At 62.1% G+C, this 24282-nt stretch carries 21 protein-coding genes and 2 tRNA genes; 19 read left to right on the top strand and 4 right to left on the bottom strand.

From position 1 onward, the window contains the following. The first annotated feature begins 58 nt into the window (after positions 1-58). The 9 genes from uvrC (at position 59) to A9179_RS12080 (ending at position 11197) form a co-directional block, all read left to right on the top strand. Entirely contained in the window at positions 59-1897 is a 1839-nt protein-coding gene (uvrC, locus tag A9179_RS12120; protein ID WP_187806048.1) for an excinuclease ABC subunit UvrC, read from the top strand. 33 nt (positions 1898-1930) lie between these two features. After that, positions 1931-2491 carry a CDP-diacylglycerol--glycerol-3-phosphate 3-phosphatidyltransferase gene (pgsA, locus tag A9179_RS12115; protein WP_187806047.1) on the top strand — a complete coding sequence of 187 codons (561 nt, stop codon included), beginning with the start codon at positions 1931-1933 and terminating at the stop codon, positions 2489-2491. 66 nt (positions 2492-2557) lie between these two features. Further along, positions 2558-2633: transfer RNA gene (locus tag A9179_RS12110), tRNA-Gly, on the top strand. A 39-nt stretch (positions 2634-2672) separates the two neighbouring features. Beyond that, positions 2673-2746, top strand: a tRNA-Cys gene (locus A9179_RS12105). Between the two features lie 1236 nt (positions 2747-3982). Beyond that, positions 3983-5038 carry a hypothetical protein gene (locus A9179_RS12100; protein WP_187806046.1) on the top strand — a complete coding sequence of 352 codons (1056 nt, stop codon included), beginning with the start codon at positions 3983-3985 and terminating at the stop codon, positions 5036-5038. Then, on the top strand, positions 5004-6563 hold the full coding sequence (locus A9179_RS12095; protein ID WP_187806045.1) for a hypothetical protein: 1560 nt from the start codon (positions 5004-5006) through the stop codon (positions 6561-6563). The genes A9179_RS12100 and A9179_RS12095 overlap by 35 nt, the downstream gene beginning before the upstream one ends. 636 nt (positions 6564-7199) lie before the next feature. Further along, the gene (radC, locus tag A9179_RS12090; protein WP_187806044.1) at positions 7200-7709 is read left to right on the top strand and encodes a RadC family protein; all 510 of its coding nucleotides are present in this window, start codon (positions 7200-7202) and stop codon (positions 7707-7709) included. 544 nt (positions 7710-8253) lie between these two features. Further along, on the top strand, positions 8254-9084 hold the full coding sequence (locus A9179_RS12085) for a DUF932 domain-containing protein (protein ID WP_187806043.1): 831 nt from the start codon (positions 8254-8256) through the stop codon (positions 9082-9084). 79 nt (positions 9085-9163) lie between these two features. Further along, positions 9164-11197, top strand: coding sequence for a ParB/RepB/Spo0J family partition protein (locus A9179_RS12080; RefSeq protein ID WP_187806042.1), 2034 nt, complete (start codon positions 9164-9166; stop codon positions 11195-11197). 172 nt (positions 11198-11369) lie between these two features. Here A9179_RS12080 and A9179_RS12075 read toward each other — a convergent pair whose 3' ends face one another. Then, positions 11370-11567, bottom strand: coding sequence for a DUF7740 domain-containing protein (locus A9179_RS12075; protein WP_316851830.1), 198 nt, complete (start codon positions 11565-11567; stop codon positions 11370-11372). A 691-nt stretch (positions 11568-12258) separates the two neighbouring features. Between A9179_RS12075 and A9179_RS12070 the strand changes: the two genes are divergently transcribed. Next, the gene (locus A9179_RS12070) at positions 12259-12570 is read left to right on the top strand and encodes a DUF736 domain-containing protein (protein ID WP_187806040.1); all 312 of its coding nucleotides are present in this window, start codon (positions 12259-12261) and stop codon (positions 12568-12570) included. Between the two features lie 48 nt (positions 12571-12618). Here A9179_RS12070 and A9179_RS12065 read toward each other — a convergent pair whose 3' ends face one another. Continuing rightward, positions 12619-12909, bottom strand: a complete 291-nt coding sequence (locus A9179_RS12065; RefSeq protein ID WP_187806039.1) for a helix-turn-helix domain-containing protein — start codon at positions 12907-12909, stop codon at positions 12619-12621. Positions 12910-13213: 304 nt separating this feature from the next. Between A9179_RS12065 and A9179_RS12060 the strand changes: the two genes are divergently transcribed. The 9 genes from A9179_RS12060 to A9179_RS12020 all read left to right on the top strand — a co-directional run bounded on the left by A9179_RS12060 (position 13214) and on the right by A9179_RS12020 (position 20563). Then, entirely contained in the window at positions 13214-13564 is a 351-nt protein-coding gene (locus A9179_RS12060) for a DUF2958 domain-containing protein (RefSeq protein ID WP_187806038.1), read from the top strand. Positions 13565-13896: 332 nt separating this feature from the next. Continuing rightward, entirely contained in the window at positions 13897-14694 is a 798-nt protein-coding gene (locus tag A9179_RS12055) for a DUF7011 domain-containing protein (RefSeq protein ID WP_187806037.1), read from the top strand. Between the two features lie 84 nt (positions 14695-14778). Then, positions 14779-15075: a helix-turn-helix domain-containing protein gene (locus A9179_RS12050; protein WP_187806036.1), complete on the top strand. Its 297-nt coding sequence runs from the start codon at positions 14779-14781 to the stop codon at positions 15073-15075. Between the two features lie 26 nt (positions 15076-15101). Further along, a complete protein-coding gene (locus A9179_RS12045) occupies positions 15102-15944 on the top strand; it encodes a replication initiator protein A (RefSeq protein WP_187806035.1) in 843 nt (280 codons plus the stop codon). Between the two features lie 232 nt (positions 15945-16176). Continuing rightward, entirely contained in the window at positions 16177-16815 is a 639-nt protein-coding gene (parA, locus tag A9179_RS12040) for a ParA family partition ATPase (RefSeq protein WP_187806034.1), read from the top strand. Then, the gene (locus A9179_RS12035) at positions 16812-17063 is read left to right on the top strand and encodes a chromosome partitioning protein ParB (protein WP_187806033.1); all 252 of its coding nucleotides are present in this window, start codon (positions 16812-16814) and stop codon (positions 17061-17063) included. Before parA ends, A9179_RS12035 begins: the two co-directional genes overlap by 4 nt. Positions 17064-17083: 20 nt before the next feature. Beyond that, positions 17084-17593, top strand: coding sequence for a DUF2840 domain-containing protein (locus A9179_RS12030; RefSeq protein WP_463604195.1), 510 nt, complete (start codon positions 17084-17086; stop codon positions 17591-17593). Continuing rightward, positions 17566-18153: a S26 family signal peptidase gene (locus A9179_RS12025; RefSeq protein WP_223123203.1), complete on the top strand. Its 588-nt coding sequence runs from the start codon at positions 17566-17568 to the stop codon at positions 18151-18153. The genes A9179_RS12030 and A9179_RS12025 overlap by 28 nt, the downstream gene beginning before the upstream one ends. 424 nt (positions 18154-18577) lie before the next feature. Further along, positions 18578-20563, top strand: a complete 1986-nt coding sequence (locus tag A9179_RS12020) for a relaxase/mobilization nuclease and DUF3363 domain-containing protein (protein ID WP_187806030.1) — start codon at positions 18578-18580, stop codon at positions 20561-20563. Positions 20564-20569: 6 nt separating this feature from the next. On the opposite strand, the gene A9179_RS12015 is transcribed toward A9179_RS12020, so the two are convergent. Further along, complete coding sequence (locus A9179_RS12015; protein WP_187806029.1) at positions 20570-23461, bottom strand: EAL domain-containing protein; 2892 nt, start codon at positions 23459-23461, stop codon at positions 20570-20572. A gap of 546 nt (positions 23462-24007) precedes the next feature. Continuing rightward, positions 24008-24232 carry a hypothetical protein gene (locus tag A9179_RS12010; RefSeq protein WP_187806028.1) on the bottom strand — a complete coding sequence of 75 codons (225 nt, stop codon included), beginning with the start codon at positions 24230-24232 and terminating at the stop codon, positions 24008-24010. Positions 24233-24282: the final 50 nt, after the last annotated feature.

Raw genomic sequence — 24282 nt, 5'->3', positions numbered from 1 at the left:
GCAGGGGGCGTCGCGGACGTAAACTGCAGCTCCCCAGTCATATTCCCTGTCGCCGCCGATGACCGTTTCCAGCCCTGCCGCGCCGTTCGACCCGAGTGCCTTCCTTGCTACCTGCAGCGGCCGTCCCGGTGTCTACCGGATGTTCGATGGCGACGCCAAGCTGCTCTACGTCGGCAAGGCGTCGAACCTGAAGAAGCGCCTGGCCAGCTATTTCCGCAAGACCGGCCTGGCGCCCAAGACCGCCGCCCTGGTGGCGCGCATCGCGCAAATCGAAACCACCATCGTCGCCAACGAGACCGAAGCGCTGCTGCTCGAACAGACGCTGATCAAGCAGTGGCGGCCGCCCTACAACATCCTGCTGCGCGACGATAAGTCCTACCCCTACGTACTGCTGTCCGATGGCGACTACCCGCGCCTGGGCATCCATCGCGGAGCGAAATCGGCGAAGGGGCGCTATTTCGGCCCCTACCCGAGTGCCGGGGCGATCCGTGAGAGCCTTAACCTGCTGCAGAAGACCTTCCTGGTGCGCCAGTGCGAGGACAGCTATTTCAAGAACCGCACCCGGCCCTGCCTGCAGTACCAGATCAAGCGCTGCAAGGGGCCGTGCGTGGGGCTGGTCACGCCGGAAGAGTATGCCGAGGACGTGCGCCACTCGGTGATGTTCCTCGAGGGGCGCAGCAGCGCGCTGACCGATGAGCTTTCCGCCGCCATGGAGCGTTCGGCCATGGCACTGGAGTTCGAGCGGGCGGCCGAGCTGCGCGACCAGATCAGCCAGCTGCGCCGGGTGCAGGATCAGCAGAGCATGGAGGGTGGTACGGGCGATGTGGACGTGGTGGCGGCCATCGTCAACCCCGGTGGCGCCTGCGTGCACCTGATCAGCGTGCGTGGCGGGCGGGTGCTGGGCAGCAAGAACTTCTTCCCGCAAGTGGCCATCGAGGAAGAGGGGGGCGCGGTGCTGGCGGCCTTCCTGGCCCAGTACTACCTGAGCAGCCATGAGCGCGATCTGCCGGGCGAGTTGATCGTCAACGTGTTGCACGAGGATCTGCCGACCCTGGCGACGGCGTTGGCCGAGCTGCGCGGGCGCGAGCTGACCATCAGTCATCGGGTGCGCGGCACCCGAGCACGCTGGCAGCAGCTGGCGGTGACCAATGCCGAGCAGGCCCTGGGTGCGCGCCTGGCCAACCGTCAGCATGTGGCGGCACGCTTCGAGGCGCTGGCCGAGGCCCTCGATCTCGACGAGCCGCCGCAGCGCCTGGAGTGCTACGACATCAGCCATTCCAGCGGCGAAGCGACGGTGGCTTCCTGCGTGGTGTTCGGCCCCGAAGGCCCGCTGAAGTCCGACTACCGCCGTTACAACATCGAAGGCGTGACGGCCGGCGACGATTACGCGGCCATGCACCAGGCGCTGACCCGGCGCTTCAGCAAGCTCAAGGACGGCGAGGGCAAGCTGCCGGACATCCTCCTGGTGGACGGCGGCAAGGGCCAGCTGGCGATGGCCCGCGAAGTGCTGCAGGAACTGGCCGTGCCGGAGCTGATCCTGCTGGGCGTGGCCAAGGGGGTGACGCGCAAGCCGGGGTTGGAGACGCTCTACCTCAACGACGCCGACCACGAGTTCACCCTGCCGGGCGATTCGCCGGCGCTGCACCTGATCCAGCAGATTCGCGATGAGGCCCACCGTTTCGCCATCACCGGCCATCGTGCCCGGCGTGGCAAGGCGCGGCGCACCTCCAGCCTGGAGGATGTGGCGGGCATCGGGCCCAAGCGCCGGCGTGAGCTGCTCAAACATTTTGGCGGGCTGCAGGAGCTCAGTCGTGCCAGCATCGATGAAATCGCCAAGGCACCAGGGATCAGCAAAAAGCTCGCCGAGTCGATTTATGCGGCCCTGCACAGCGAGTAGAATGCCGGCTCACCTTGTTGGCCAGTAGTCCCGATGAACATCCCAAATCTGCTCACCGTTCTGCGCGTTGCCCTGATTCCCGTCTTCATCCTGTTCTTCTATCTGCCTTTCTCCTGGAGCTACCTGGCGGCCAGTGCAGTGTTTGCCCTGGCGGCGGTGACGGACTGGTTCGACGGTTACCTGGCGCGTCGCTGGGAGCAGAGCACACCGTTCGGCGCCTTCCTCGACCCGGTGGCGGACAAGCTGATGGTGGCCGTGGCTCTGGTGCTGCTGGTGGAAGAGCACGCCAACCTGTGGCTGACCCTGCCGGCCGCCATCATCATCGGCCGCGAGATCGTCGTTTCGGCGCTGCGCGAGTGGATGGCCGAGCTGGGCGCGCGGGCCCAGGTGGCGGTGTCCAATCTGGGCAAGTGGAAGACCACCGCGCAGATGGTGGCGTTGGTGATCCTGCTGGCCAATCCGCCGCAACTGACTATCTGGGTAGGCCTGGGCTATGTGCTGCTGATCGTCGCGGCAGGGCTGACTCTGTGGTCGATGATCCAGTACCTGCTGGCGGCCTGGCCGCATCTCAGCAGCAGCGTGGAAAAGAAATAAAGTTTTTTTGAATCAAAGGGTTGACCTGGCGACGTGAAGCTATAGAATGGCGCCCGTCACCAAGACGCGGGAATAGCTCAGTTGGTAGAGCACGACCTTGCCAAGGTCGGGGTCGCGAGTTCGAGTCTCGTTTCCCGCTCCAGTTTTACACGAGTCGCCAAGGCGGCTCGTTTGTTTTAAAGGCTGAGTTGCAGAGTGGTTATGCACCGGATTGCAAATCCGTGAACGCCGGTTCGATTCCGACCTCAGCCTCCATTCAAGAAAAGCCCCGTAGATCCCTGATCTACGGGGCTTTTTCTTTCTGGCGAGTGAATTTGCTGTGCCTTGCCGGAGCACTCGGGGCTGTATATAGTCCAGCCCTCGCGTTACAGCGCTACCGCCCGAATGGCGAAATCGGTAGACGCAGGAGACTTAAAATCTGACTTGTCAAGCATTTTTGGCTTGTCCAGTTGGGCTGAAAAGTCAACGGTGGCAATAAGTTGCGAGTAGCCAGGACGTAACTTCGTAGTTAGTCTTGGCGGGCTAGGGGCCAGCTAGGCGCCAGTAAGTAGCTGTATGTGTTTTTGTGTGTTGCGCACTCCGCCCGAGTGGTGAAATCGGTAGACACAGGGGACTTAAACAATTTGAGCCTTCGGAGGGAAACGTCCGAAGTGAAGCCCGTCAAATTCGGCGAAAGCCCTGGATGCTTCGGTGTCCGAGCCAACGCCGAGCCAAGCCCAAGCCTTGCTTGGGAAGGTGTAGAGAGCAGACGGCGGGCACCTACGGCCGCAAGGCTATGGTGAAGGCGTGCTCCAGCCCACGAACGTTCTGCGATTTGCAGGGCGGCGGCGAAAGCCGAAGTGGGACGAAAATCCCCCGCCGAAAGGCGTGCCGGTTCGAGTCCGGCCTCGGGCACCAATTTGGAAGCCGTCCTTGCATCTGCAAGGTCGGCTTTTTTATTTGCGGCTCGAACGTGGTTTATCTAGCACGCCAGGCCCTAGATAAATTCGTGGTGCAAAACAGTGCTCCGTCACTCCCCATAAAAGAAGTCTAAGAAGCGCTCAGGCATGCCTAGGGGCAGCGCTGGCGCGTGTTTGGGGCAGGTCTAGGCCCTTCCGGCGATCAAGGTGCGAAATTGCATTAGCATGACCACCCAATTGCATTGCAGTTGACCACCAGTTCGCATCCTACTTGAGCAGCCCCCTCCAAATTTGACCGGCAGAAACCGGCCAGAAGCATAGACCGGGTGTGTCTACGGGCGCGGGGGTAGTCCAAAGGGCAGTTGGATGCGTCTAGAAACACGGGGCGGCTCATCTCAGGATTTCGAGCAATGGCTACTTGCCACCCCAATGTGATCTCCATAACCTCTATGCCCATCTGGCGTAAGGGGTCGTCCTTACACTGGAGTCCAGAAACCTACAGATTTCCGGTCTGAACACTCGTTAATACTCGCGCCGTTGCTGCCGGCTGAAATGTCTGCGCTTGACGCTGAACAGAAGATATGGAGGGTCGATGGGCTTTTTCACGGATCAGGAGCAGGACTCCGTCAAAATCAAACGATGGATTTTGCACGTAGTCGGCGGGAAGGCATTCGATGCCATGCCTGAGCGGAAGCCGGAGCACTCGGAGTTTTTTCTTACCAAAATTTTGGAGACTGCGGCCGACCCGATTTTTTCTTTCAAGACAACCTCTACCACTCGGAAGGAAATCGAAGCGATAGCTACAGGGGTGGAGACTTTTGAGCGAGGAGCACAAAGCCTGGCACGTAACTTCAATGGGCAGCACGTAGGTGGTAGTGCGGATGGCGTCCTGTGTATGTTCGAGCTATCGGTGAGTGACTCTCAGACGAAGATCTACAGTCTCATCAAATACGACTACCGGATGGCCCTAGAGCAGGATGGGGATAAGCCTGAAGCTGCCCTCCGGCGCATCGTAACGGCGCTCATCGATGACAACAAGGCTGTCCAGAAGACTGCTCTTGTTCGAGTTGTCGGTGGCGTGGCAGAGCCTGAAGTGTCTGCCAAAGATCGGAAGAAACTAGCGCCTGATCTCGCCGACTATTTTGCAAAGTTCCTGGGTGTGGATAGGGCTATTTCCAATGAGGAACTGAGCAGGAAGGCGCGAGAAATCCTTCGGCGAGCGTTGAAGGCCTGCAAGGCGGACTTGCCTGGCGAAGACGTTCCTAAAGCTTTCAAGGCTGCTCAGGCAACGCTTGGTCGAAGGATGAAGGTCAATGAGGATGCCATTGTTGAAGCCGTGCTTTTTGCCGCTGGCGATCCTCAGGATGACAAGATCCGCAAGCATCTGGAGCGAGAAACTCGTCGGCGTGTCAAGGACAGCAAGCTTCACGAGTTGGAATTTAAGCCTGACCGCACCGTTCTCCGACAGCCCTCGTTGAGAAAGCTTGTCACAGTAGAAGGCGTCACCATTACCTTTCTAGACATCGACAACAATCCGAATGTTCGTGTAGTGGATCAGCCTGGAGGGGGAAAACAGATTGTGATTGATACCAAACAAATCAAGGAGAACAGTCTTGTCGCCACTCCCCCTGGCCAACCTCTTAAATGACCTGGCGAAAACTGGGCAAGCGCTAATCAGCGAGAGTGATGCAACTGTCTCGGTATCAGAGCTGAAATCGAGCACCGCGGAGCAGGTCATCAAGGCCCTTGAGGCGATTGGGTGTCGGTATCAGCTACTTGATCATGCATTTAACGCATACGATGCGGATGAGATCGAAGAGGGAGACGAAGGCTACCTAATTGTTTTCGACAAACCCATCGGCGAACGCAAAAACGCCGATACGTTATATCTGCTCACGGAGTGCGGGCTGATCGACCATCTAAGGCAAGGGCACCCAGCTTCATGTTGGCGGGTGATGGGGCTTTCGCATCCCATTAATTGCAAAGCCCGCACGCTGAGCGGCTGGGACGATGATCTGATCATCATAGCCACATCATCCACGAAAGCACCTCGGCTGTTGGTCAAGGAAGCCTCGAACGTTCGAGTCGTGCCTGACAATGTTCAGCACTGGCTGCTCGTTGAAAATCATAAGCTCAATGAGTCGGAGCCTTTTCACATTCTGTGGGCGCAATTTGCCTATGAGGCATTGGGCAGGTGCATTGCCAATGAAGTCGAGAGCATAGATTTCAAACTCATTTTCAAAGGGCCTCCTAAGCTCACCCTAGAGGCCTTAGGGGATAACCCTGTGCGCCGCAACAGCATTGGACTGGGTGACTTCGATCTGCTGCATGAGCCGACTTCTTGGGTATATGAGAACTCCAGGGAGGCGGAAATTAAGCATGTACTGCTTTCCACTGAGATTGCCAGATCGGGACGCTCAGACGGAGAGGTGGTGAGCTACTTTCGGGACAACATCGCAGCTGCATTTGAATGCGCTAAGATCGCTTACCAAATGTCCATTTCCGAGGTAACCAAAGACACCCTTAAGTCGTTGGGAGACTTACGCAAGGCTGTCACCGAGGAGACTGGTAAGGCGACCGATGCCACTCGGCAAACGGTAGCTGCAGTTGCTTCTGCGCTTGCTGTTGGGCTTGGGATGATCGTCGCTCGCGTGAGTGTGGCATTAAACCCATGGATCATCCTGGTCGTCATGGTCATCGCATTCGGGTACGTGGTGCTCATCGCGCTTTCCGGATGGCACTTTATTTTGGTGCAGCGATCTCTGCGTACGCAGTGGCAATTGAAGCTGTATCGATTTCTATCATCTGATGACTACAAAACAATGGTCACCGAGCCCGTGGGTAAATCTGAGCGGATTTACAAGTGGTCTGTGATCGGTGGGGGAGCGGTACTCCTGATAGCGGCTATTGCGATCAGCACTTTTGCTTTCGTTGATAGATCTAAGAATGACAAGGTAATTGCAGATAACAGGGTATCTAGCACAAGCATGCCATCGGTATTGCCGGTCTTTCCGGGTGCGCTACACCACCGCGCGGCATCGACCGCGCCAAGAGTAAAATCGACGGGTTACTCGTGGCAACATATCCCCTGCTGTGTGTTTATTGACGTTTCACGGAGCTTGGATTGTCAAATGCCCCGCAGCAATAACCCTCTTCTGATGCGCCCTCAGTAAGTAAGACGCATACCCCCTGGCGTCCACAAGTGGGTATTAGCTCAACGAAGTATGCTTCTTCACTATCGTCTCCTGCTCGGAAACAGACTCTACTAAGTTCAGCGTGGTACTGAAATCGGGGAACAGGTCACACCACATGCGTTTACGGGCTGACTGTATAGACAATTATCAGTGATGAGGAAGGCTGGACTATTCCTTTACGACTGCTTTTCGGTGATCTGCAGCAGATGACTGCTATTGGGCGGTTTCTGCCGGTCAAGTACGATGCATTCGATTGGTCAACGGCAATGCAATTATCTGGTCAGATCAACGCAATTGCGCAAACAAGGCGACCCTGGCCATGAATCAGACGGCCGAGCTGTTGTGCTGCACATCCGCGATGTTTCGTCCCAAAGAGTTTCCATCACTACGCCTCCGGCCTTTCCAGGCCTGCGCGCTCCGCTTGCCGATCCGTGGCATGGGTGGAGTGGGGGCGGTCTTGCTGTTCCCTTCACCGTATCACGGCGTTCTCGCCGTCAAGGGCTGCGCGTGCGTGCACTCTGGCGTCCTGGCGGCCGTCGTTGACCCCTGACAGCTGCGCTGCGCCGTGCTGGCGCCGGTTCCGGGCAATTCCGCCCGAGCAACCGGAGCACGATCATGTCGCAACTTTCCTTTTCCTCGTTCGATGCCATGCTGCTGGTGCGTGACGCGCAGGGGCGCTACCTGCCGGCGTCTGTGGATCAGATCCTGAGCGTGGCGCGCCAGGCGATCGACCAGAAATACCAGCGCGGGGCGTTGTTCACCGCGCCGGAGTTGGTCAAGGACTTCCTGCGCACCAAGCTGGTCGGTTTCGAGCACGAAGTGTTCGCGGCGCTGTTCCTCGATAGCCAGCATCGGCTGCTTGAGTACGTGGAGTTGTTCCGCGGCACCATCGACCAGGCTTCGGTGTATCCGCGCGAAGTGGTGAAAGAGGCATTGCGAGTCAACGCAGCAGCGGTGATCTTTTCGCACAACCATCCGAGCGGAAATCCGGAGCCAAGCCAGGCGGACAAGGTGCTGACCCAGCGCCTCAAGGAAGCCCTGGCGCTGGTGGAGGTGCGCACGCTGGACCACATCATCGTGGGCGGTGAGGCGACTACATCATTTGCGGAGCAGGGGCTGCTCTAGCCGCAGGGGGCTACGGCCCCCTTTTTGCTGCACCGCCGAGGAGGGCGAGTCCCTACTGTTTGGGCATCCCCGGCCTGCGGCCGGGCGCGCTGTCGTGCTAGGCACCGAGCCACGCTGCGCGAGTCTCGCCCCTTTGGTTTCCATCGTTCCCTCGCTGTGCTCGGCTGATGCCTTCGGCCCGGCTGCTCCGGGCCTGCGCGCTGCGCTTGCGTGGGGTCGTCGCCCATGCGGCGGCCATTGCCTGTCGATCCGCCTTTCCCTGACTTCATCACCTTGTCGCGACTGTAGCGCGCGGCCGTGTGCCATCAAGGCGCGCCGGGCCGTGTCCTCGGCTGCGCCTGCGGGCCGCACCCTCCCGGCGCTTTCCTCCTTGACGGCACCCGGCCGCGCGCTCCTGACCGTCGCGGGCGATGAACTCAGGAAAGACGGTGGCAACGAGGCCAGCCCAGGTCTTCGTGCCGACCCCACCGGAAGAGCCGAAAGCGGGCTCCGAATCTAGGAATCCGGTGGGGGTTGAACAGCAATCCTCGTCAGGAGAACGACCATGCAACTAGCTTCCAGCTTCTCTAACCACTCCCCGGTGCTGCGCTCGGCATCCCCTTTGTCGGATGAGCAGATTCGCGCCGTGGTGCCTTCCATCTTTGCCGAGGCGCCGCACGAAAGCCGCTCCGAACGCTACAGCTACATTCCGACCGTGACCGTGCTGCAAGAGCTGCGCGGCGAAGGTTTCGAGCCCTTCATGGTGTGCCAGACCCGGGTGCGCCGGGACGACCGGCGCGACTTCACCAAACACATGATTCGCCTGCGTCACGCCAGCCAGATCGACGCCCGAGGCGAAGCTAACGAAATAATCCTGCTGAACTCGCACGATGGCACCAGCAGCTACCAGATGCTGGCCGGCATGTTCCGCTTCGTCTGCCAGAACGGCCTGGTTTGCGGCGACACCGTGGCGGACGTGCGTGTGCCGCACAAGGGCGACGTGGCCGCCCAGGTGATAGAGGGTGCCTACGAGGTGCTACATGGTTTCGAGCAAGCGCAGTCGTCCCGTGAGGCCATGCGCGCCGTCACCCTAGACGGTGGCGAGGCTGAAGTTTTCGCCCGTGCCGCGCTCGCCCTCAAATACGACGACCCAGACAAACCGGCACCGATCACCGAACCGCAGGTGCTGACCGCCCGCCGTGCCGACGACAACCGCGCCGACCTGTGGAGCGTATTTAACCGCACCCAGGAAAACCTCATTCGCGGCGGTTTGGTTGGGCGCGGCGGTAGCGGACGCCGCCAGCGTACTCGTCCCGTACAGGGCATCGACCAGGACCTGCGCCTCAATCGCGCCCTATGGCTGCTGGCCGATGGGCTGCGCCAACTGAAAGCCTGAACCCCACCCGGAGGGGCTGTCAGGCAGTCGGCCCCTCCATTTCAACCGCAGTCGTTATCCCTTGAATGGAGCTACCACCATGAACGCAATCATCCCCACCGAAGCTGCCAGCGTGCCCGCCCTGCCAGTGGCCGACCCGGCCAAGAACCTGCTGTTGCTGTCGCTGGCGCAGTTGCTGCCGCGCCGCTCCAAGCGCAATGCGCGCACCACACCGCGCCTGTCCATCGACGAGCTGGCCGCGAGCATTTCCCGCATCGGCCTGCTGCAAAACCTTGTCGTCATCCTCGCCGTCGATGGCGAGCATTACGAGGTGGTCGCCGGCGACCGCCGCCTGACCGCCTTGAAGCTGCTGGCGAAGAAGAAACGCCTGGCCGCCGATTTCGAGGTGCCATGCCTGCTGGTGTCTGACGCTTCGGCTCGCACCGTCAGTCTCGCGGAAAATTTGCTGCGCGAGCAGATGCACCCGGCCGACCAGTTCGAGGCCTTTGCTGCACTGGTCAAGGAAGGTCGCCCCGTCGAGGACATCGCCGCCGATTTCGGCGTGACCCCGCTGGTGGTGCAGCGCCGCTTGCGGCTGGCGAACGTCTCGCCGCGCCTGATGGCGGATTACCGGGCCGGCAGCGTCACCCTGGAGCAGTTGATGGCCCTGACCATTACCGACGACCACGCCGCGCAGGAGGTCGCATTCTATGGCGCGCCGGACTGGCAGCGCGGCGCGTCGGCGTTGCGGGCGCGCCTGACGGAACGGGAAGTCGATGTGCGTCATCCGCTGGTGGGCTTCGTCGGCCTGGAGACCTACACGGCGGCGGGTGGGGGCATCCGCCGCGACCTGTTCGCCGACGACGACAGCGGCACTTACCTGACCGATGCCACGCTGTTGGAAACATTGGTGCGCAGCAAGCTGGAGGCGCTGGCCGAGAACGTGCGAGCCGAGGGCTGGGCTTGGGTGGAGGCGGTGCCGCAGTTCAGCTATGCGGATCGGCAGGCCTTCCAGAGCGCGCCGCGTACTCGCCGAGAGCCGTCTGCCCGAGAGGCGCGCCGCATCGCCTCGCTGCAGGCCCGGCTGGAACAGGTTGATGCCGAGCTGGAGGAGGCCTATGACGCTGACGACGAACACAAGGTGCCAGCTCTGGAGCGACGGCGCGAGCAGATGGCCGCCGAGCTGCATGCGCTGGGTGAGTCCTTGCACGGCTACGCCCCGGAAGTACTCAGCGTGGCCGGCGCCGTGGTTACTACCGACCGCAGCGGTGAGGCCGTGATCCATCGCGGGCTGCTGCGCGAGGCCGAGGCCAATGCGCTGCATACCCTGGAGCGGTTGCGCCAGGGGCAGGGTGGCAGCGAAGGCGTGAGCGACTCTACCGCCGAGGTCGCTCAGCCGCCCAAAACTGCGAACCTATCCGATCGGTTGGCGCAACGCTTGAGCGCCCATCGCACGGCGGCGCTGCAGATCGAAGTGGCCCGGCATCCGCAGGTTGCGCTGGCGGCGCTGGTGCATGGCATGGTGAAAACCGTCCTGCAGTCTGGGCCGAGCCGTGACGGCATGCCGCTTGGTGTACGCCTGACCGTGCGGGATCGGCTCGACGATCTGGCCCCGGACTGGCCGGAGTCGCCTGCCGTCGTGGCGCTGCATGAGCTGCGCCAGGCCTGGGGCGAGAAGCTGCCGCAGGAAAGCGGCGAGCTGTTCGCCGCGCTGCTGGCGATGCACCAGGACGAGCTGGTGCGGCTGCTCGCGGTGTGTGTGGCGGTGACTGTTGATGTGGTCACGCCCCGTGTTGCCCTGCACCAGCCCGGAACTGAGCTGGCACAGGCCGTGGGGTTGGACATGGCCGCATGGTGGAAGCCGACCGCCGAGGGCTACTTCAAGCACATCGCCAAGGCGGCGATTCTGGAAGCTGTGGGCGAGTTCGCGCCGAAGCACGTCAACCAGTTGGCCAAGCTCAAGAAGACCGACATCGCCAGCGAAGCCGAACGGCTGGTTGAAGGCACCGGCTGGATGCCGGCCGTGTTCACGGCAGGGCAGGGTGCCGAGTTGGAGGTAGTCGAGGCTGTACCGGATGAGCTGGAGCTGAAAGATGTCGAGGAGGCGGTGCCTGGTCATACCCTGGCTGCTTGATGTACTCAGCACCCGGCAAGGATGCCGGGGCGTTTTTTCGTGGGGGGAGTTTTCCTCGATAAGCAGATACGTTGGCTGGCTGGGGGATCGCCTAGGGTCGCCTTCTGCCGCCCCCGGTTTTCTCCAACCGCTGACAACAGCTCCAGACCATCCGTCGCTTGATGGCTGGGCGCTAATCCAGATCGAGGTGCTGGGCGATGTGCTCGACGAGTTTCAGCGGCTCACGGCTGTTCATGACTGTAAACATGAGGTCGCGTTTGCTACGGGAGAGGCGCTGCGAACAACGCTTGGCGGTGGCGTGCACAGCTGCATCTGTGCCATGAATCTTGGCCGTGAGCAGTAGCGCTATCGTCGCGTCAGTGAGGTTCACAGGCGTCTCATGGAGCAGGGGGCTGATGCATTCTACGACAGCCATGTTTTGCCGCGAAAGGATTGGCGGCCTGAACTTCGGGGGGGCAGCACGCCAGTACCTGGCGCGCTACGGCATCGGTGCCCGCTGATGCGGGCCTTTCGATGGTACTCCGCCGCAAGGGGCGGGCTACGCCCAGGCTTGCTGCGACAGGTTGTGCGCACCGTCCTCCTCCTCGACGCTGACGGCTTGTTGTTCCAAGTCACGAAGGGCGGGCCACGGCCATGCCGCACGGCCACGCCATGATGCTTCCAGTTCACACCTCAAGCCTGCTGCCGCAGGGCGCGGCAGGGCGTTCTCGCCCATCGTTGGGGTTGGCCTTGCCCGCGTCAGAGTGCAGGCCGGTGAAACCATCATACGCGGAGACCGAGTTGGCCCTGTCTCCTTCCGGGGGAGTTCGGCCCGTTGCGTCCTTGGCTTGTCGTGAATCCTGGCGGTGGCCCGGCTGCGCCTCGGGCTTTATGGTCGCAACCGTCCGGCGCAAACAATTTCCCCTCCGCTGCGCGAATTCCTCGCCCACAAATTCTGTGCGCCTCCCGGTCCTCCACGCTGTTGCGGCCGCTGCGCGGTGCGGCCAGCCCGTCCTCCGCCTGCCGGATCACAACAAGGACGCGATGGGCGCGACCTTGGTTACCCCGCAAGGAGAATCATCATGGCCAACATCGGCACCTTCACCGCTCAGAACGACGGCTTCACCGGCACCGTTCGCACCCTGACGCTTAACGTCAAGGTCAAGTTCGTCCCCAACGACAGGAGCAGCGAGAACGCCCCCGACTATCGCATCCAGGCGGCCGGCGGCTACGACATCGGTGCAGCCTGGAAGAAGGTCAGCCAGGCCGAGCGGCCCTACCTGTCCGTGACCCTCGACGATCCTTCGTTCCCGGCGACGATCTACGCTCGGCTGATCGAGGAAGAGGACGGTGCGCACAACCTGATCTGGTCGCGCAGCAAGTCGGTGGCCTGACTGCCCACCTCGATGCCCCGCCCATTGCGGCGGGGCGCTGTTGCAGGGCTATGCCCTAGACGCTGCTAGCTGGCTTTCCGTCGCCGCCATCAGCGCCGCCGTACTGCAATCGAGCGCGCTGGCGATCTTGAAGATGATCGCCAGCGTGGGCATGTGCTCGCCGCGCTCGACCTTGCCCATGTGCGAGCGCTCGATGCCGGCCAGGTTCGCCAGCGACTCCTGCGCGATGCCGCGCTCCGTTCGCAGTGCACGCACTGCCGTACCGAAAGCTTGTGCCAGCTCGGCATCGAAGGTGGTGGAGCCGACCGGGCGGCCGGGCTGGACGGATCGCTTCTGCATGGACAGAAGCGTCGGGGCGAGAGAGAATCAAAACCACGTTATGTTTAACTCATTGGCTTGATTGCCGATGCTTTTGTGCTTCTACGGAAACCCGTACTGGCGGATTTCATCAGAACCGCGGAGGTGCCTCCGTGTCTTTCCTGGTTTGCGTAATGCCGATTACACGCCTTGGCGCTTTTACGGTTTCGTTGGCATGCGTGTTCGTGCCTTTGGGGAAAGGCACAAATACACATCAGCGGATTGGCGGATCTGTGCAAAAACGCATGGGTACCTCGGTACCTCTAAGCACGGAGCAGGCGTGACCATGCCCCAGTTGCTCATCACCGAGGCGGAGCACGGGCAGTTGCTCGCGAACGGTCGCGCCCGGGCGGCTGATCAGACCATCGACCCGTTGCCGGTGGTGCGCCTGTTCACCCCCGATGCACATGCGACCTGGCTGCTGGTCTCGCTCGACCCGGTGGACGAGGACACGGCCTATGGTCTGTGCGACATAGGCATCGGCATGCCCGTCTTGGGTACCGTGAAACTCTCCGAGCTGGCGTCCATTGTCGGGCCGCTCAAGCGCCCGATCATGCGCGATCTGTATTTCCGGGCGGCGCGCACGCTGTCGGAGTACACGCGGCTGGCGCAGCTCAATGGCTCGATCATGGACTGAACAAGTCGACCGCCTCGCACAGGTCGTTCAGGTGTGCACTGTGATCAGCCTGATCCGAGTTCTGACCGAGCCGGTCTCAATCCGTACTGTTGCACTCAGCCGGCGTAAGCGAGACCGAATTGGTCATGATGGCTACCGCTCAAGGTTGCAGGATAAGCCTGACGCCGCGCCATTGATGGGTGGCGGCGCTGTCGCATTCGGACGATGCGTGCAATGGGTCGGAGTCAATTGGTCTTGATGCTGTCACTGGCATCTTTCCTCATGATGCGGAGCAGACCTTGATCTACGTTGCGAGCTGATGGCGACAGCCCCGTGCAAAGGGAGGTTGCCTCATGGCTGATCGCGACGCCGAGCAGTGGTATCCCGCCGCTGCCTACCTCTACGTCCTGCACCTGGATGATCTCGCCCTGGCTTGGGAGTACCTGCGCAGGAACCCGGAGTACCGCCGCGACTGGTTGGATCGCCGCAGACGACCCGAGGCGGCTCAACGCTGGGGGGTGCGTCTGCTGGAAGACCCGGGCCTGGACGCGCGCGACGCGCATCCAGTTTGGTTCCCCGATCCTCTGGAGCTGATTCAGCTTTATCCCGATGTCGACCCCATGCCTGACTCCGTTGTGTTCGATTTCTGGCGCATTCCTGGGATGAAATGTCTGGTTCATGACGGTCGCCGTTTGCTGCTGACGACGCGCTGGCCAGGCTGCTGCCTGCGGCTGACCATTGCGTCCGGTCTGTCGGATGGCATGGCCTACGTCCATGCCATCCGAGCCTGCGCGAAACCCTGTGCACGTTACTGCGCCCTCGCGGTCGCGCTGGACAAGCTTGCTGTTTCCACCGATGCGATCCCGCTCGCGGCGTTTCGATGTCGGCCGAGCTCTTCTGCCTTACTTGAGCTGCATACCCTCCAGGCGCTTGACGCTACGCTGGCTGGAGCATCCTTGCGCGAGGTGGCTGTGGGGTTGTTCGGCCAGGCCATGGCGACTGGTGGCTGGCACGCCGATGGTGGCCTGCGCTCTAGAGTGCGCCGCCTGGTGCGGCGTGGTCGGACGCTGATGCTCGGCGGCTATCGGCGCCTGGCACAGCTCGACGGGGAGGGGAAGGGTCGTTCTGATCCGTCCGCAAAACGACCCTGAGCAGGCCTCCCAGGCTTTCTGAGACTGCCTCCACCCGGCTGCGCTGGTGTGGTCGGGCTGTCCTGAACGATGGAGGCTCACCCCATGCGACCCGCTCCTCTGCGGCCTGCCGCCGCCCACGCCAAGCCCCTGCAGCCCGCTGCCGCTGTCCAGCCGCAGCGCTACCTGACCAACGACGAGGCCGCCGCCTACCTGCGCCTGTCGCCGCGCACGCTGGAGAAGCAGCGGGTGATCGGCGGCGGCCCGCGCTTTCGCAAGTTCGGCCGGCGCGTCATGTACGCCGTCGCCGACCTCGACACCTGGGCTGACCAACACAGCTTCGAGGCCACCTCTGATCCCGAGTACGCCGAGCAGCACTCGGCCGACAGCCGTGCGCGCTAGTCAGCGGCTCGCCGGGGGCCAATGTCATGTCCAGGCCTACGTCAGAACGGGAGCAACTCGATCTGTTCCGCGCCTTGCCGGGCGACATGGCGCCACGCGACAGCCAGGACCTGATGGCCTATCCCTTCTTCTCGTTGGCCAAGTCACGGCGCACGACGCCGATCGACTTTCGCACCGCTGGGGTAACGGTGCGCGTGGAAGGAACACAGGAACATGGCATTGCCACGATCTGGGATGCCGATGTGCTGATCTGGGCGGCCAGCCAGATCGTCGAGGCGCGCGACGCGGGCTTGCATCCGTCGCGTCTGATGCGTGCCACGCCGTACGAGATCCTGCGCTTCATCGGGCGCGGGGTATCGCTGCGAGACTACCAGCGCCTCAAGGCTGCCCTGGATCGCCTGCAGTCGACCACGGTAGCCACGTCGATTCGCGAGACGACCGGGCGGCGCCTGCATCGTTTCTCCTGGGTCAACGAGTGGAAGGAACTGGCCGACGCCCGCGGCACGCCGCTGGGCATCGAGTTGATCCTGCCGGACTGGTTCTACGCAGGCGTGCTGGATGCCGCCCTGGTGCTGACCATCGACCCGGCGTACTTCCGGCTCACGGGTGGCATAGAGCGTTGGTTGTACCGCCTGGTGCGCAAGCATGGCGGCAAGCAGGCGGACGGCTGGCAGTTCGACTTCCGGCACCTGCACCGCAAGTCGGGCAGCACGGCGAGGTTCTGCGACTTCGCCTGCGACCTGCGCGCCTTGGTGGCGCGGCAGTCGCTGCCCGGCTACGCGCTCGGCATCGAGCGCATTCCAGAGGCCAGCGTGGAGTTGCTGACGTTCCGGCCCGTGTCGTCCACGGCACGGGGATTGTTGAGGTAAAACCTGTGGACGGACTCGTGCTATCAGGCGTGCGGGGTATCGTGCTATCGGGCGTGTCCCTATCGTGCCATCAGGCGTACGAAATCCTCTGCAGGCCAGAGACAGTAAGGGCTGCAGCCGCCCTTAACTTCTCTAACCTAAAAGCTTTAACTTTTTGTAGAGGCGAGCCGTTTCGGTGGACAACCTCGAAACGGCACGACCTCATCGGCTTTCCAGCAGGGCGGGTCGCGCCATGATCATTGCCTTGCTCAACCAGAAAGGCGGGGTCGGCAAGACCACGCTCGCCACCCACATCGCGGGTGAGCTCGCACTGCGCGGTGCGCACGTCATCCTGCTGGATGCCGACCCGCAAGGTTCATCGCTGGACTGGACGCAGCGGCGCGCCCAGCAGGGCTTGCCCAGGCTATTCAGTGCAGTGGGCCTTGCCCGCGAAACCCTGCACCAGGAAGCGCCTGAGCTGGCCCGCCGCGCCGATCATGTGATCATCGACGGGCCACCGCGTATCGCCGCTCTGGCGCGCTCCGCGCTGCTGGCGGCCGAGCGCGTGATTGTCCCCGTGCAGCCCAGTCCCTACGACCTGTGGGCCAGCGCCGAGATGGTCGCGCTGATCCGCGAGGCGCAGGTATTCCGTCCGCAGCTAGCGGCGGCCTTCGTCATCAATCGGCGTGTCAGTACCACCATTATCGGCCGCGAGGCGCGCCAGGCCCTGGCCGAGCAGCCGCTGCCGGCGCTGTGCGCCGAGGTGCGGCAACGCATCGTCTTTGCCGACAGCGTGGCTGCCGGTCGGCTCGCTCGCGAGACGGCACCGGACAGCGCCGCCGCGCGTGAGATCGCCGCGCTGGTAGACGAGCTGCTGCGGTGGACGACATGAGCCGCGAGCGTGGCCAGCGTACGGCCATCGGCGTGCGCCCACCGACGAATCCGCATGCCGAGGCGTGGGTTCGCCAGGGCGATGCTGGAGATTTGCAGAAGGGCGATCTCTACACCGCGCGTCTGACCCTCGACATCACACCGGCCATGCGCGCCCGCATCAAGGTCTCGGCGTTCACCCAGGGGGTGACGGTCGCCGATCTGCTGCGTGCACTGCTGGAGCGCGAGTTCCCGGAGAAGTCGCCATGAACGTCCAGCCATCGGTGTCCATGCCTGCACATCTGCCACCGTTTGCAGTGCTCGCCGGGCAGGCCGACGCTGCGCTGCTGACCCGCGTGTCGCTCGCCTACGTGGAGCAGCGCATCAAGCTCTACCTGCGCTTTGGCGAGCCGGCGCGCATCACACGGCTGGACCATTGGCGACGTGTCGCGGTGTTCCTGCCGGGGGCTGTCTTATGCCGCATCCGCTGGCAGGCCAACGACTACGGCACGATCCGTTGGCAACTGATGGTGATGCAGGCCAGCACACCGCTGGATGCGGCACAGCGCATTCCTGGCGTGCAGCCTGGTGCGCTTCTGTTGTTGCACGCTGAGGGTGAACTTGCCGTGCGCGCCGTGCTGGCGCAAATCGACACCATCGAGGTGCTCGGCATCGCGCCGGCCGATGTATCGCCCGCGTACTGGCGCACGCTGAACAACCGGCTTGCCGCGCACCTGCCGCTGCCTACGTACACGTTCGAGCAGCACGCGGCTTGGCTGACGAGGAGGGCGCTGCCGTGACTCTCTACACAGCCCTGCATCCTCGTTCGCAACTGCGCGCCCGTCTCGTGTTGGCGACGCTTTGCGCCTGCGGCCTTGCTGCGCTCGCCTGGGCGTCTTTCGTGCCACCTGATATTCGCGTCGTCTACAACGCGTCGGACAGCGTCCCGCTTGGCTGGTATCGCGTCGATCCGCCAGGACTGAGAACCGACCCGACGCAGGATGGCCGCATCGTGCTGATCAGGCTGCCGGGCGTCGTCGCCGCGTTTGCTGAGCAGCGCGGCTACCTGCCAATGCACATTCCGCTGCTCAAACGTGTGGGCGCGGTGACACCGCAGGAGGTGTGCGTCGTTGACCGGATCGTGCGCATCGACGGCGTGCCTGTGGCCGCCGTGTTGCGTACCGATCAACTGGGTCGACCATTGCGGGCTTGGTCGGGCTGCCGCCGACTCCGTCCAGGTGAGCTGTTCCTGTTGAGTACGACCAATCAGGCTTCGTTCGACAGCCGCTATTTCGGGCCGGTTGGCGCATCTGCCGTGCTCGGCGTTGCGTATCCACTCTGGCTGGAGGCAAGCCAGTGATGGGCGCCGACTCGCTGCACGTCGTCACGCTCTCTGGCGTGCCGTTCTGTGGGCTGTCGTCGCGGCGTTGTACCTGCAGTGTGGATGTAGGCGTGCCCCCTCTGGCGCAGCCTTCCAACGTGCTGGTGTCGTGCTACGAACGCGCGCGGCTGATGGTCATTATCGCATCCCCCGGTGGGCGGCCTGTGAGTAGCGCCGCACCGCCGGGCCGTCGAGACCTGGAGCGCAATCGACAGACAAAAGCGGAAGGCAAGACAAAAGGGGGCGGCACCTGCTCGCCCATAAAGCCAGTCTGCACGTGGGGGAGGAGCGGCACGGCGCGGCTTCGTCGCCGTGCCGTGTACTGTGTGCAACGCGCGCCGAGCCTGGCATGCCCGCGTGCTTTGTACGCCAGGCTGCGCCCAGGCTTCCTGAGGAGACAGTCATGACCGATGAGCGTGACGACTTCCGCGTGCGCCCCAGCGCGCCAAAGAATCGCGACAAGGGTTTCGTTTCCAAGGTGCTCAAACAGGTCGGCAAGGCGGGTGGAAAATCGGCTGTGCGTCGTCCGGCGCTGTTTGGCAGCAATGGGCAGCATACCGGCCAACGACCCGGCTCGCGGCTGGGGCGAGGGCACACGGCGGCGCGCTTCGCGGGCTCTTCGCTCACGCCGTTTTCGCGGCGAGTGACCATCAAGACTCTGCTGGTTAACCAGCGCCAGGCCAGTCCGCAATCGCTGGCCAAGCACCTGCGCTACATCGAACGCGACGGTGCCGGTCGCGATGGCCAACCGGGCCAAGCCTACGGGCCGCAGACGGACGAAGCCGACCTCGTTGCCTTCAAAGAACGTTGCGCCGACGATCGACATCATTTCCGCTTCATCGTCGCGCCGGAGGACGGCGCCGAACTGGATGACCTGCGCACCTTCACTCGGCAGTTGATGGGGCGCATGGAGGCCGACCTGGGCACGCGCCTGGACTGGGTGGCGGTGGATCACTGGAACACCGATAACCCGCACACCCACCTCGTCGTGCGCGGGCGCGACGACACCGGTAAGGATCTCATCATCGCCGGTGACTACATCGCCCATGGCTTCCGCAACCGGGCTGCCGAAATCGCCACCGAATGGTTAGGGCCGCGCACCGAACTGGAGATCCAGCAGGCGCTGCGGAGCGAGGTAGAACAGGAGCGCTGGACGAGCCTGGATCGTACATTGCGACGCGAAGTCGATGGTAATGGGGTGCTGCAGATCGAACGCTTCAACGAGTCGCGGCTGCAGCGCCAGCGCCTGTTGCTGATCGGCCGCCTGCAGCGCTTGCAGCGTATGGGCTTGGCCGACGAAGTTAGGCCCGGAATCTGGACCGTTCAGGACGATGCGGAGAAGGCCTTGCGTGCGCTGGGCGAGAGGGGCGACATCATCCGCACCATGCAGCGTGCCATGAGCGGCCAGCCGCGAGATTTGGCTGTGTTCGAGCCGGGGGAGGAGGGGCGCGCTGTTATCGGCCGGGTGGCCGCCAAGGGGATGGCCGACGAGCTACGTGACCGGGCTTATCTGGTCATCGATGGGGTCGATGGCAAGGCTCACTACGTTGCGCTTACTGCCCGCGCCGAGCTGGCGAACTACCCCGCAGGATCGGTGGTGGAGGTGCGCGGCTCGGCCGAGATACGCGCGGCCGACCGTGCCATCGTCGCGCTGGCAAGCGATGGGATTTACCGCGTCGACCACCACCTCGCAATCGCCCAAGGACAGAAGAGCGACCGCGATCCGCAGGAAGTCGTTGCGGCCCATGTTCGACGGCTGGAGGCTCTGCGCCGGGCCAGGATCGTGGAGCGTGTGGCTGAAGGACTATGGAAAGTGCCCGAGGACTTGCCCGAGCGTGGTCGCCAGTACGATTCGCAGCGCCTGGGCAGCACGGTGGTGGAGCTGAAGTCGCACTTTCCGATTGAGCGCCAGGTCCGCGTGATCGGTGCTACTTGGCTCGACCAGCAACTAATCGGTGGTGGGAGAGGGAGAGGGAGGGGGCTGGGCGACCTCGGATTTGGCGGTGAGGTGAGGCAGGCCATGCAACAGCGTGCCGACTTCCTGGTAGAGCAGGGGCTGGCCGAGAGGAAAGGTCAACGCGTGATCCTGGCGCGCAACCTACTGGCGACGCTGCGTAGCCGGGAGCTGGCCCGGACCGCTCAGGACATCGCCGTCGAAACCGGGTTGGAGCATCGGCCTGTGGAAGACGGGCAGCACGTGGCCGGCATCTACCGGCGCAGCGTCACGCTCGCCAGCGGGCGCTACGCTGTGCTCGACGATGGCAAGGGATTCAGTCTAGTGCCGTGGAAGCCCATCATTGAACAACGCCTCGGGCAGCAGATTTCCGCGATCGTGCACAATAGTGGTGTGTCCTGGGAGATAAGTCGGCTGCGAGGTAACGGAGTCTAGATTGGACTATCCCTGCTCCGGTAGACATCCCCGGCCTATGCTTTTAGTGAGCAACAGATGCTCAAATGCCTTCTGCGGCATAGGCTTTCCATACAGGTAGCCCTGTGCGTTGTGGCAACCATAGTTTTTCAGAATGACCTCCTGGGATGACTCTTCGACTCCTTCGGCCACCAGTTTCAGGCGCAGGCTGTGAGCCATGGATATGATCGCCTTGACCAGTTCGGCACTGTCGGAGTTGTGGTCGATATCGCTAATAAAGGAGCGGTCGATCTTCAGGGTTTCCACTGGAAAGCGCTTCAGATAACCGAGAGCCGAATAGCCAGTGCCGAAATCATCGATGGCGATGGAGAGCCCCATAGCACGCAGCTGTTCTAGGCTCTCACGCACGGTGATGCTGTTGTCCAGCAGCAGCCCTTCGGTGATCTCAAGCTCCAACCAGTCCGGCGCGCAGCCGGTGGCTTGCAGGATGGTGCGGAGCGAAGCGGGCAGATCGTTCATTTTGAACTGCCGCGGCGAGAGGTTGACGGCGACCTTCAGCGTGTCCTGAGCATCGCGGTTCCACGCTGCAGCACTGCGGCAGGCGCTGTGAAGAACCCACTCGCCGATGCCGATAATCAGTCCGGTTTCCTCAGCGATTGGGATGAATCTGTCAGGAGTCACCAGTCCTTGCTGCGGGTGGTTCCAGCGCAGCAGTGCCTCGGCGCCGATCAGCCGTCCGTTTGAGAGGTCGATCTGCGGTTGGTAGTACAGCTCCAGCTCGCCGTTGTGCTGTGCATGACGCAGGCTGGCGGTCAGTGCCAGGCGATCGGTGGTCTGTTGGGTGAACTGTGGCAAATAGAACTGGAAGTTATTCCGCCCTTGCTCCTTGGCGTGGTACATGGCCGAGTCGGCATATTGCTGCAGCTCGGTGATGTTCTCGCCGTCGCTTGGATAGCGGGCTATGCCGATACTTCCAGACACGAAGAGTTCGCGGCCCTTGATCCAGTAGGCTCCACTAATCGCCTGGAGCAGCTTGCAGCTGATCTCGCCGAGGTCGGCATCGCTCGCTGGCCCGGAGAGGATCAAGGCGAACTCGTCGCCACCAAGGCGGGCGACCGTATCGCTGTTGCGCACAGAGCTTTGCAGGCGCTTGGCGGTTTCCCGCAGCAGTTCGTCTCCGGCACTGTGGCCGAGGGTGTCGTTTACCATCTTAAAGTTGTCGAGGTCGAGAATCATCACGGCGAGTTGGCCGCCGTGGCGATCAGCTTGGGCGAGCGCCTGATGCAGGCGGTCATTGAACAGCTCGCGATTGGGCAGCCCGGTGAGCGTGTCGTAGAATGCCAAAGAGTGCAGTCGTTGTTGGTAGACCCTAAGTTCGCTGACGTCCTGGGCGGTTCCTAGCAGTTGCAGGGGGGTGCCGTCCTCGCTGTATTCGATGTGAAGATAGGAATGCAGGTGTAACCGGCGCTGGCCGCTGTCGATGCAGTAATCCAGCTCCAGCTCCTCGATGCGGTTGGCGTAGGCCCACCTGGTTCGTTCGATAATCTGGCTGCGCTCTTCGGGTGCGAGTATGGAGATGACTTCTTCCAGCCGCGGCGACCAGCTACGGGGTTTGCCGAACAGCCGACAGAACTCAGCCGAGAGGGTCAGCTTGTTGAGCCGGAAGTCCATTCGCAAATGGCCAAGATGGGCCATTGCCTCTGCCTCTTCCAGGCGCCGTTCGGCTGTCTTCAGACCAGAAATGTCGCGGGCGATGGCCAACACACCGATGGCCTGGCCGTGCTGATCGAATTCGGGAACCCCGCGCACATGCTGAGAGACTTCCTCGCCGTTGGCTTTCGTCCAGCTGATTTCGATGGTGGTTGGTATGCCTTTGCGCAGGATATCCAGGACCTCCTCATGGACGCGGTCAGCCAACTTCTTCGACAGATGGCTTCTTTGCGGCATAGTCGTGCCAATGACCTCATGGGGCTGAATGTCGAACAACCTCTCATAGGCGGGATTGCAGTAGATGCGCTGGCCTTCGTGATTGAAGCGGATGATGACGTCCGGCGAATTTTCCACCAGAGTGCGGAACTCCTGCTCCCTGATCTGGAGTGCTTCTTTGGACTGACGCTGTTCGGTGATGTCGCGGCCCACCGCGAGCACAGTGGCCACCTCTCCGTCGGCAGTGCGCTCTGGCACGAAGTGGATGTGGCTGATGTACAGTCGACCGCTGGGGTTCTGCCAGGTCAGTATGTGCTCGCGGGCCTGGCCGCTATGCACTACCCCCAGCAGCGTAGCCTCATAGGCACGTAGTTCGGGGTGGTTGGAGTAGTGACTGGGTTTCTTACCGAGTAAAGCCGCCACGGGTAGGCCGGCCAAACGCGCGAATGCAGGATTGGCATAAATCCGCAGGCAGTTGCGGTCGTAGCGCACGATGGTGTCCGGGGTGTGTTCCGCCAACGTACGGAATGCCTGCTTGTCGCTATGCAGCTGCAGCTCGTAGCGCTTACTCGCGGTAATGTCGCGGACGATATGGAGGAAGCGCTTGGTGCTTCCGGCAGAGTTGTGCAGGGGTATCAGGCTATGCAGGAAATGGCGACGACCAATGGGCAGGTTAAACTTGCCCTCACCGTTGACCGGGGCTTCAGTAGCGACGCAAGAGTGGCCGTCGGCGGTTATCTTTCTGGCGATTTCCGTCGGTAGTAGCTCCTCCAGACTACGGCCGAGCAGCTCGTTTCTAGGCCGTCCTAGCAGCCATGCCCAGGCCGGGTTGGCTTCAGCGAAACGCAGGCGGCCATCTTCGCAAAGGTCGTACAAGGCCAGGCAATCTGTGCTGTTCTCGAACGCGTCGCGGTAGAGCCAAGCGCTGTCTGTGGCAGGCCCGGCGGGGACTATGCCACTCAACTGGACGGGGGAGGGAAGATCCTCATTCATGCTCGTCTCCAAGTCGGTGAAGGCGTCGTGGCCACGCCCGTGGCGTGGGCATGCGTTCTCCATTCGTCACGATCCAGCCGAAGTCCGTGGGGTCAGTTTTGCCTCCGGAAACCTTGATGGCTCGATTGTCGGCAACCTTCATGAAGCCCCACAGCCTACGCTGCAGTATGGACAAACACGCCGAATGGTTTTGTTCGTCATCCTTGTATCTGGAGCCCGTAGGGCGCTGTTGAAAGCAACCCAATTAGTTGTGAAGCCGTTTTGGTCCGAGAATAAAAAAGGCGCCTGTGGCCCTCCGTTAAACGGGGACTACACGGCGCCTTTGTCGTGAGAGTGCAGTCAGCGTTGACTGCTTTGTTCAGCATCTCTGCAAAGCACGAGCCAAAAAACTTGGGTGCGGATATGTGTCATGAGCAGATTACCTGGAGATACCTCTGGTCGTGTAACAGGCCCCTCCGGTGTATTGGTAATCCTCTTGTCGGGGCTGACCAGGCGGTCATAACTTGCACCAGGATAGAACCGAAATGCCCCAAACGAAGGCGTGGGCTACCCTCGTTCTGGTGGGCATTCCCGGCGGCCTATGCAACCTGCAGCTCCGTGTTGCTCGCGCATCAGCAGATGGAAACACGCGTCGTAGCTACGCGGACTGTGTTGGTGGATGCGTTTGGCCAAGCGGCTGCTGACCAGCGGATTTTTAGCATCGCTCATGCTGATAATGACCAACCCATGAAGAAGACTGCAGAACTGCTTGAACTCTTTATCCGAGAGCATTAGGCCTTACTGCAGGCACGATGCTACGAGCGAACAGTTTCAGATCTGTG

The organism is Pseudomonas alcaligenes (assembly GCF_014490745.1).
In the GTDB taxonomy this organism is placed as follows: domain Bacteria; phylum Pseudomonadota; class Gammaproteobacteria; order Pseudomonadales; family Pseudomonadaceae; genus Aquipseudomonas; species Aquipseudomonas alcaligenes_C.
Note: the sequence above shows the minus strand (reverse complement) of the source record. Positions and strands in the feature narration are given on the sequence as shown.

What these genes read in the sequence shown, in the direction of transcription:
- uvrC (WP_187806048.1), top strand. Translation starts at nt 59, where the DNA reads ATGACCGTTTCCAGCCCTGCCGCGCCGTTCGACCCGAGTGCCTTCCTT.
- pgsA (WP_187806047.1), top strand. Translation starts at nt 1,931, where the DNA reads ATGAACATCCCAAATCTGCTCACCGTTCTGCGCGTTGCCCTGATTCCC.
- A9179_RS12100 (WP_187806046.1), top strand. Translation starts at nt 3,983, where the DNA reads ATGGGCTTTTTCACGGATCAGGAGCAGGACTCCGTCAAAATCAAACGA.
- radC (WP_187806044.1), top strand. Translation starts at nt 7,200, where the DNA reads ATGTCGCAACTTTCCTTTTCCTCGTTCGATGCCATGCTGCTGGTGCGT.
- A9179_RS12085 (WP_187806043.1), top strand. Translation starts at nt 8,254, where the DNA reads ATGCAACTAGCTTCCAGCTTCTCTAACCACTCCCCGGTGCTGCGCTCG.
- A9179_RS12080 (WP_187806042.1), top strand. Translation starts at nt 9,164, where the DNA reads ATGAACGCAATCATCCCCACCGAAGCTGCCAGCGTGCCCGCCCTGCCA.
- A9179_RS12070 (WP_187806040.1), top strand. Translation starts at nt 12,259, where the DNA reads ATGGCCAACATCGGCACCTTCACCGCTCAGAACGACGGCTTCACCGGC.
- A9179_RS12065 (WP_187806039.1), bottom strand. Translation starts at nt 12,909, where the DNA reads ATGCAGAAGCGATCCGTCCAGCCCGGCCGCCCGGTCGGCTCCACCACC.
- A9179_RS12060 (WP_187806038.1), top strand. Translation starts at nt 13,214, where the DNA reads ATGCCCCAGTTGCTCATCACCGAGGCGGAGCACGGGCAGTTGCTCGCG.
- A9179_RS12055 (WP_187806037.1), top strand. Translation starts at nt 13,897, where the DNA reads ATGGCTGATCGCGACGCCGAGCAGTGGTATCCCGCCGCTGCCTACCTC.
- A9179_RS12050 (WP_187806036.1), top strand. Translation starts at nt 14,779, where the DNA reads ATGCGACCCGCTCCTCTGCGGCCTGCCGCCGCCCACGCCAAGCCCCTG.
- A9179_RS12045 (WP_187806035.1), top strand. Translation starts at nt 15,102, where the DNA reads ATGTCCAGGCCTACGTCAGAACGGGAGCAACTCGATCTGTTCCGCGCC.
- parA (WP_187806034.1), top strand. Translation starts at nt 16,177, where the DNA reads ATGATCATTGCCTTGCTCAACCAGAAAGGCGGGGTCGGCAAGACCACG.
- A9179_RS12035 (WP_187806033.1), top strand. Translation starts at nt 16,812, where the DNA reads ATGAGCCGCGAGCGTGGCCAGCGTACGGCCATCGGCGTGCGCCCACCG.
- A9179_RS12030 (WP_463604195.1), top strand. Translation starts at nt 17,084, where the DNA reads ATGCCTGCACATCTGCCACCGTTTGCAGTGCTCGCCGGGCAGGCCGAC.
- A9179_RS12020 (WP_187806030.1), top strand. Translation starts at nt 18,578, where the DNA reads ATGACCGATGAGCGTGACGACTTCCGCGTGCGCCCCAGCGCGCCAAAG.
- A9179_RS12015 (WP_187806029.1), bottom strand. Translation starts at nt 23,461, where the DNA reads ATGAATGAGGATCTTCCCTCCCCCGTCCAGTTGAGTGGCATAGTCCCC.
- A9179_RS12010 (WP_187806028.1), bottom strand. Translation starts at nt 24,232, where the DNA reads ATGCTCTCGGATAAAGAGTTCAAGCAGTTCTGCAGTCTTCTTCATGGG.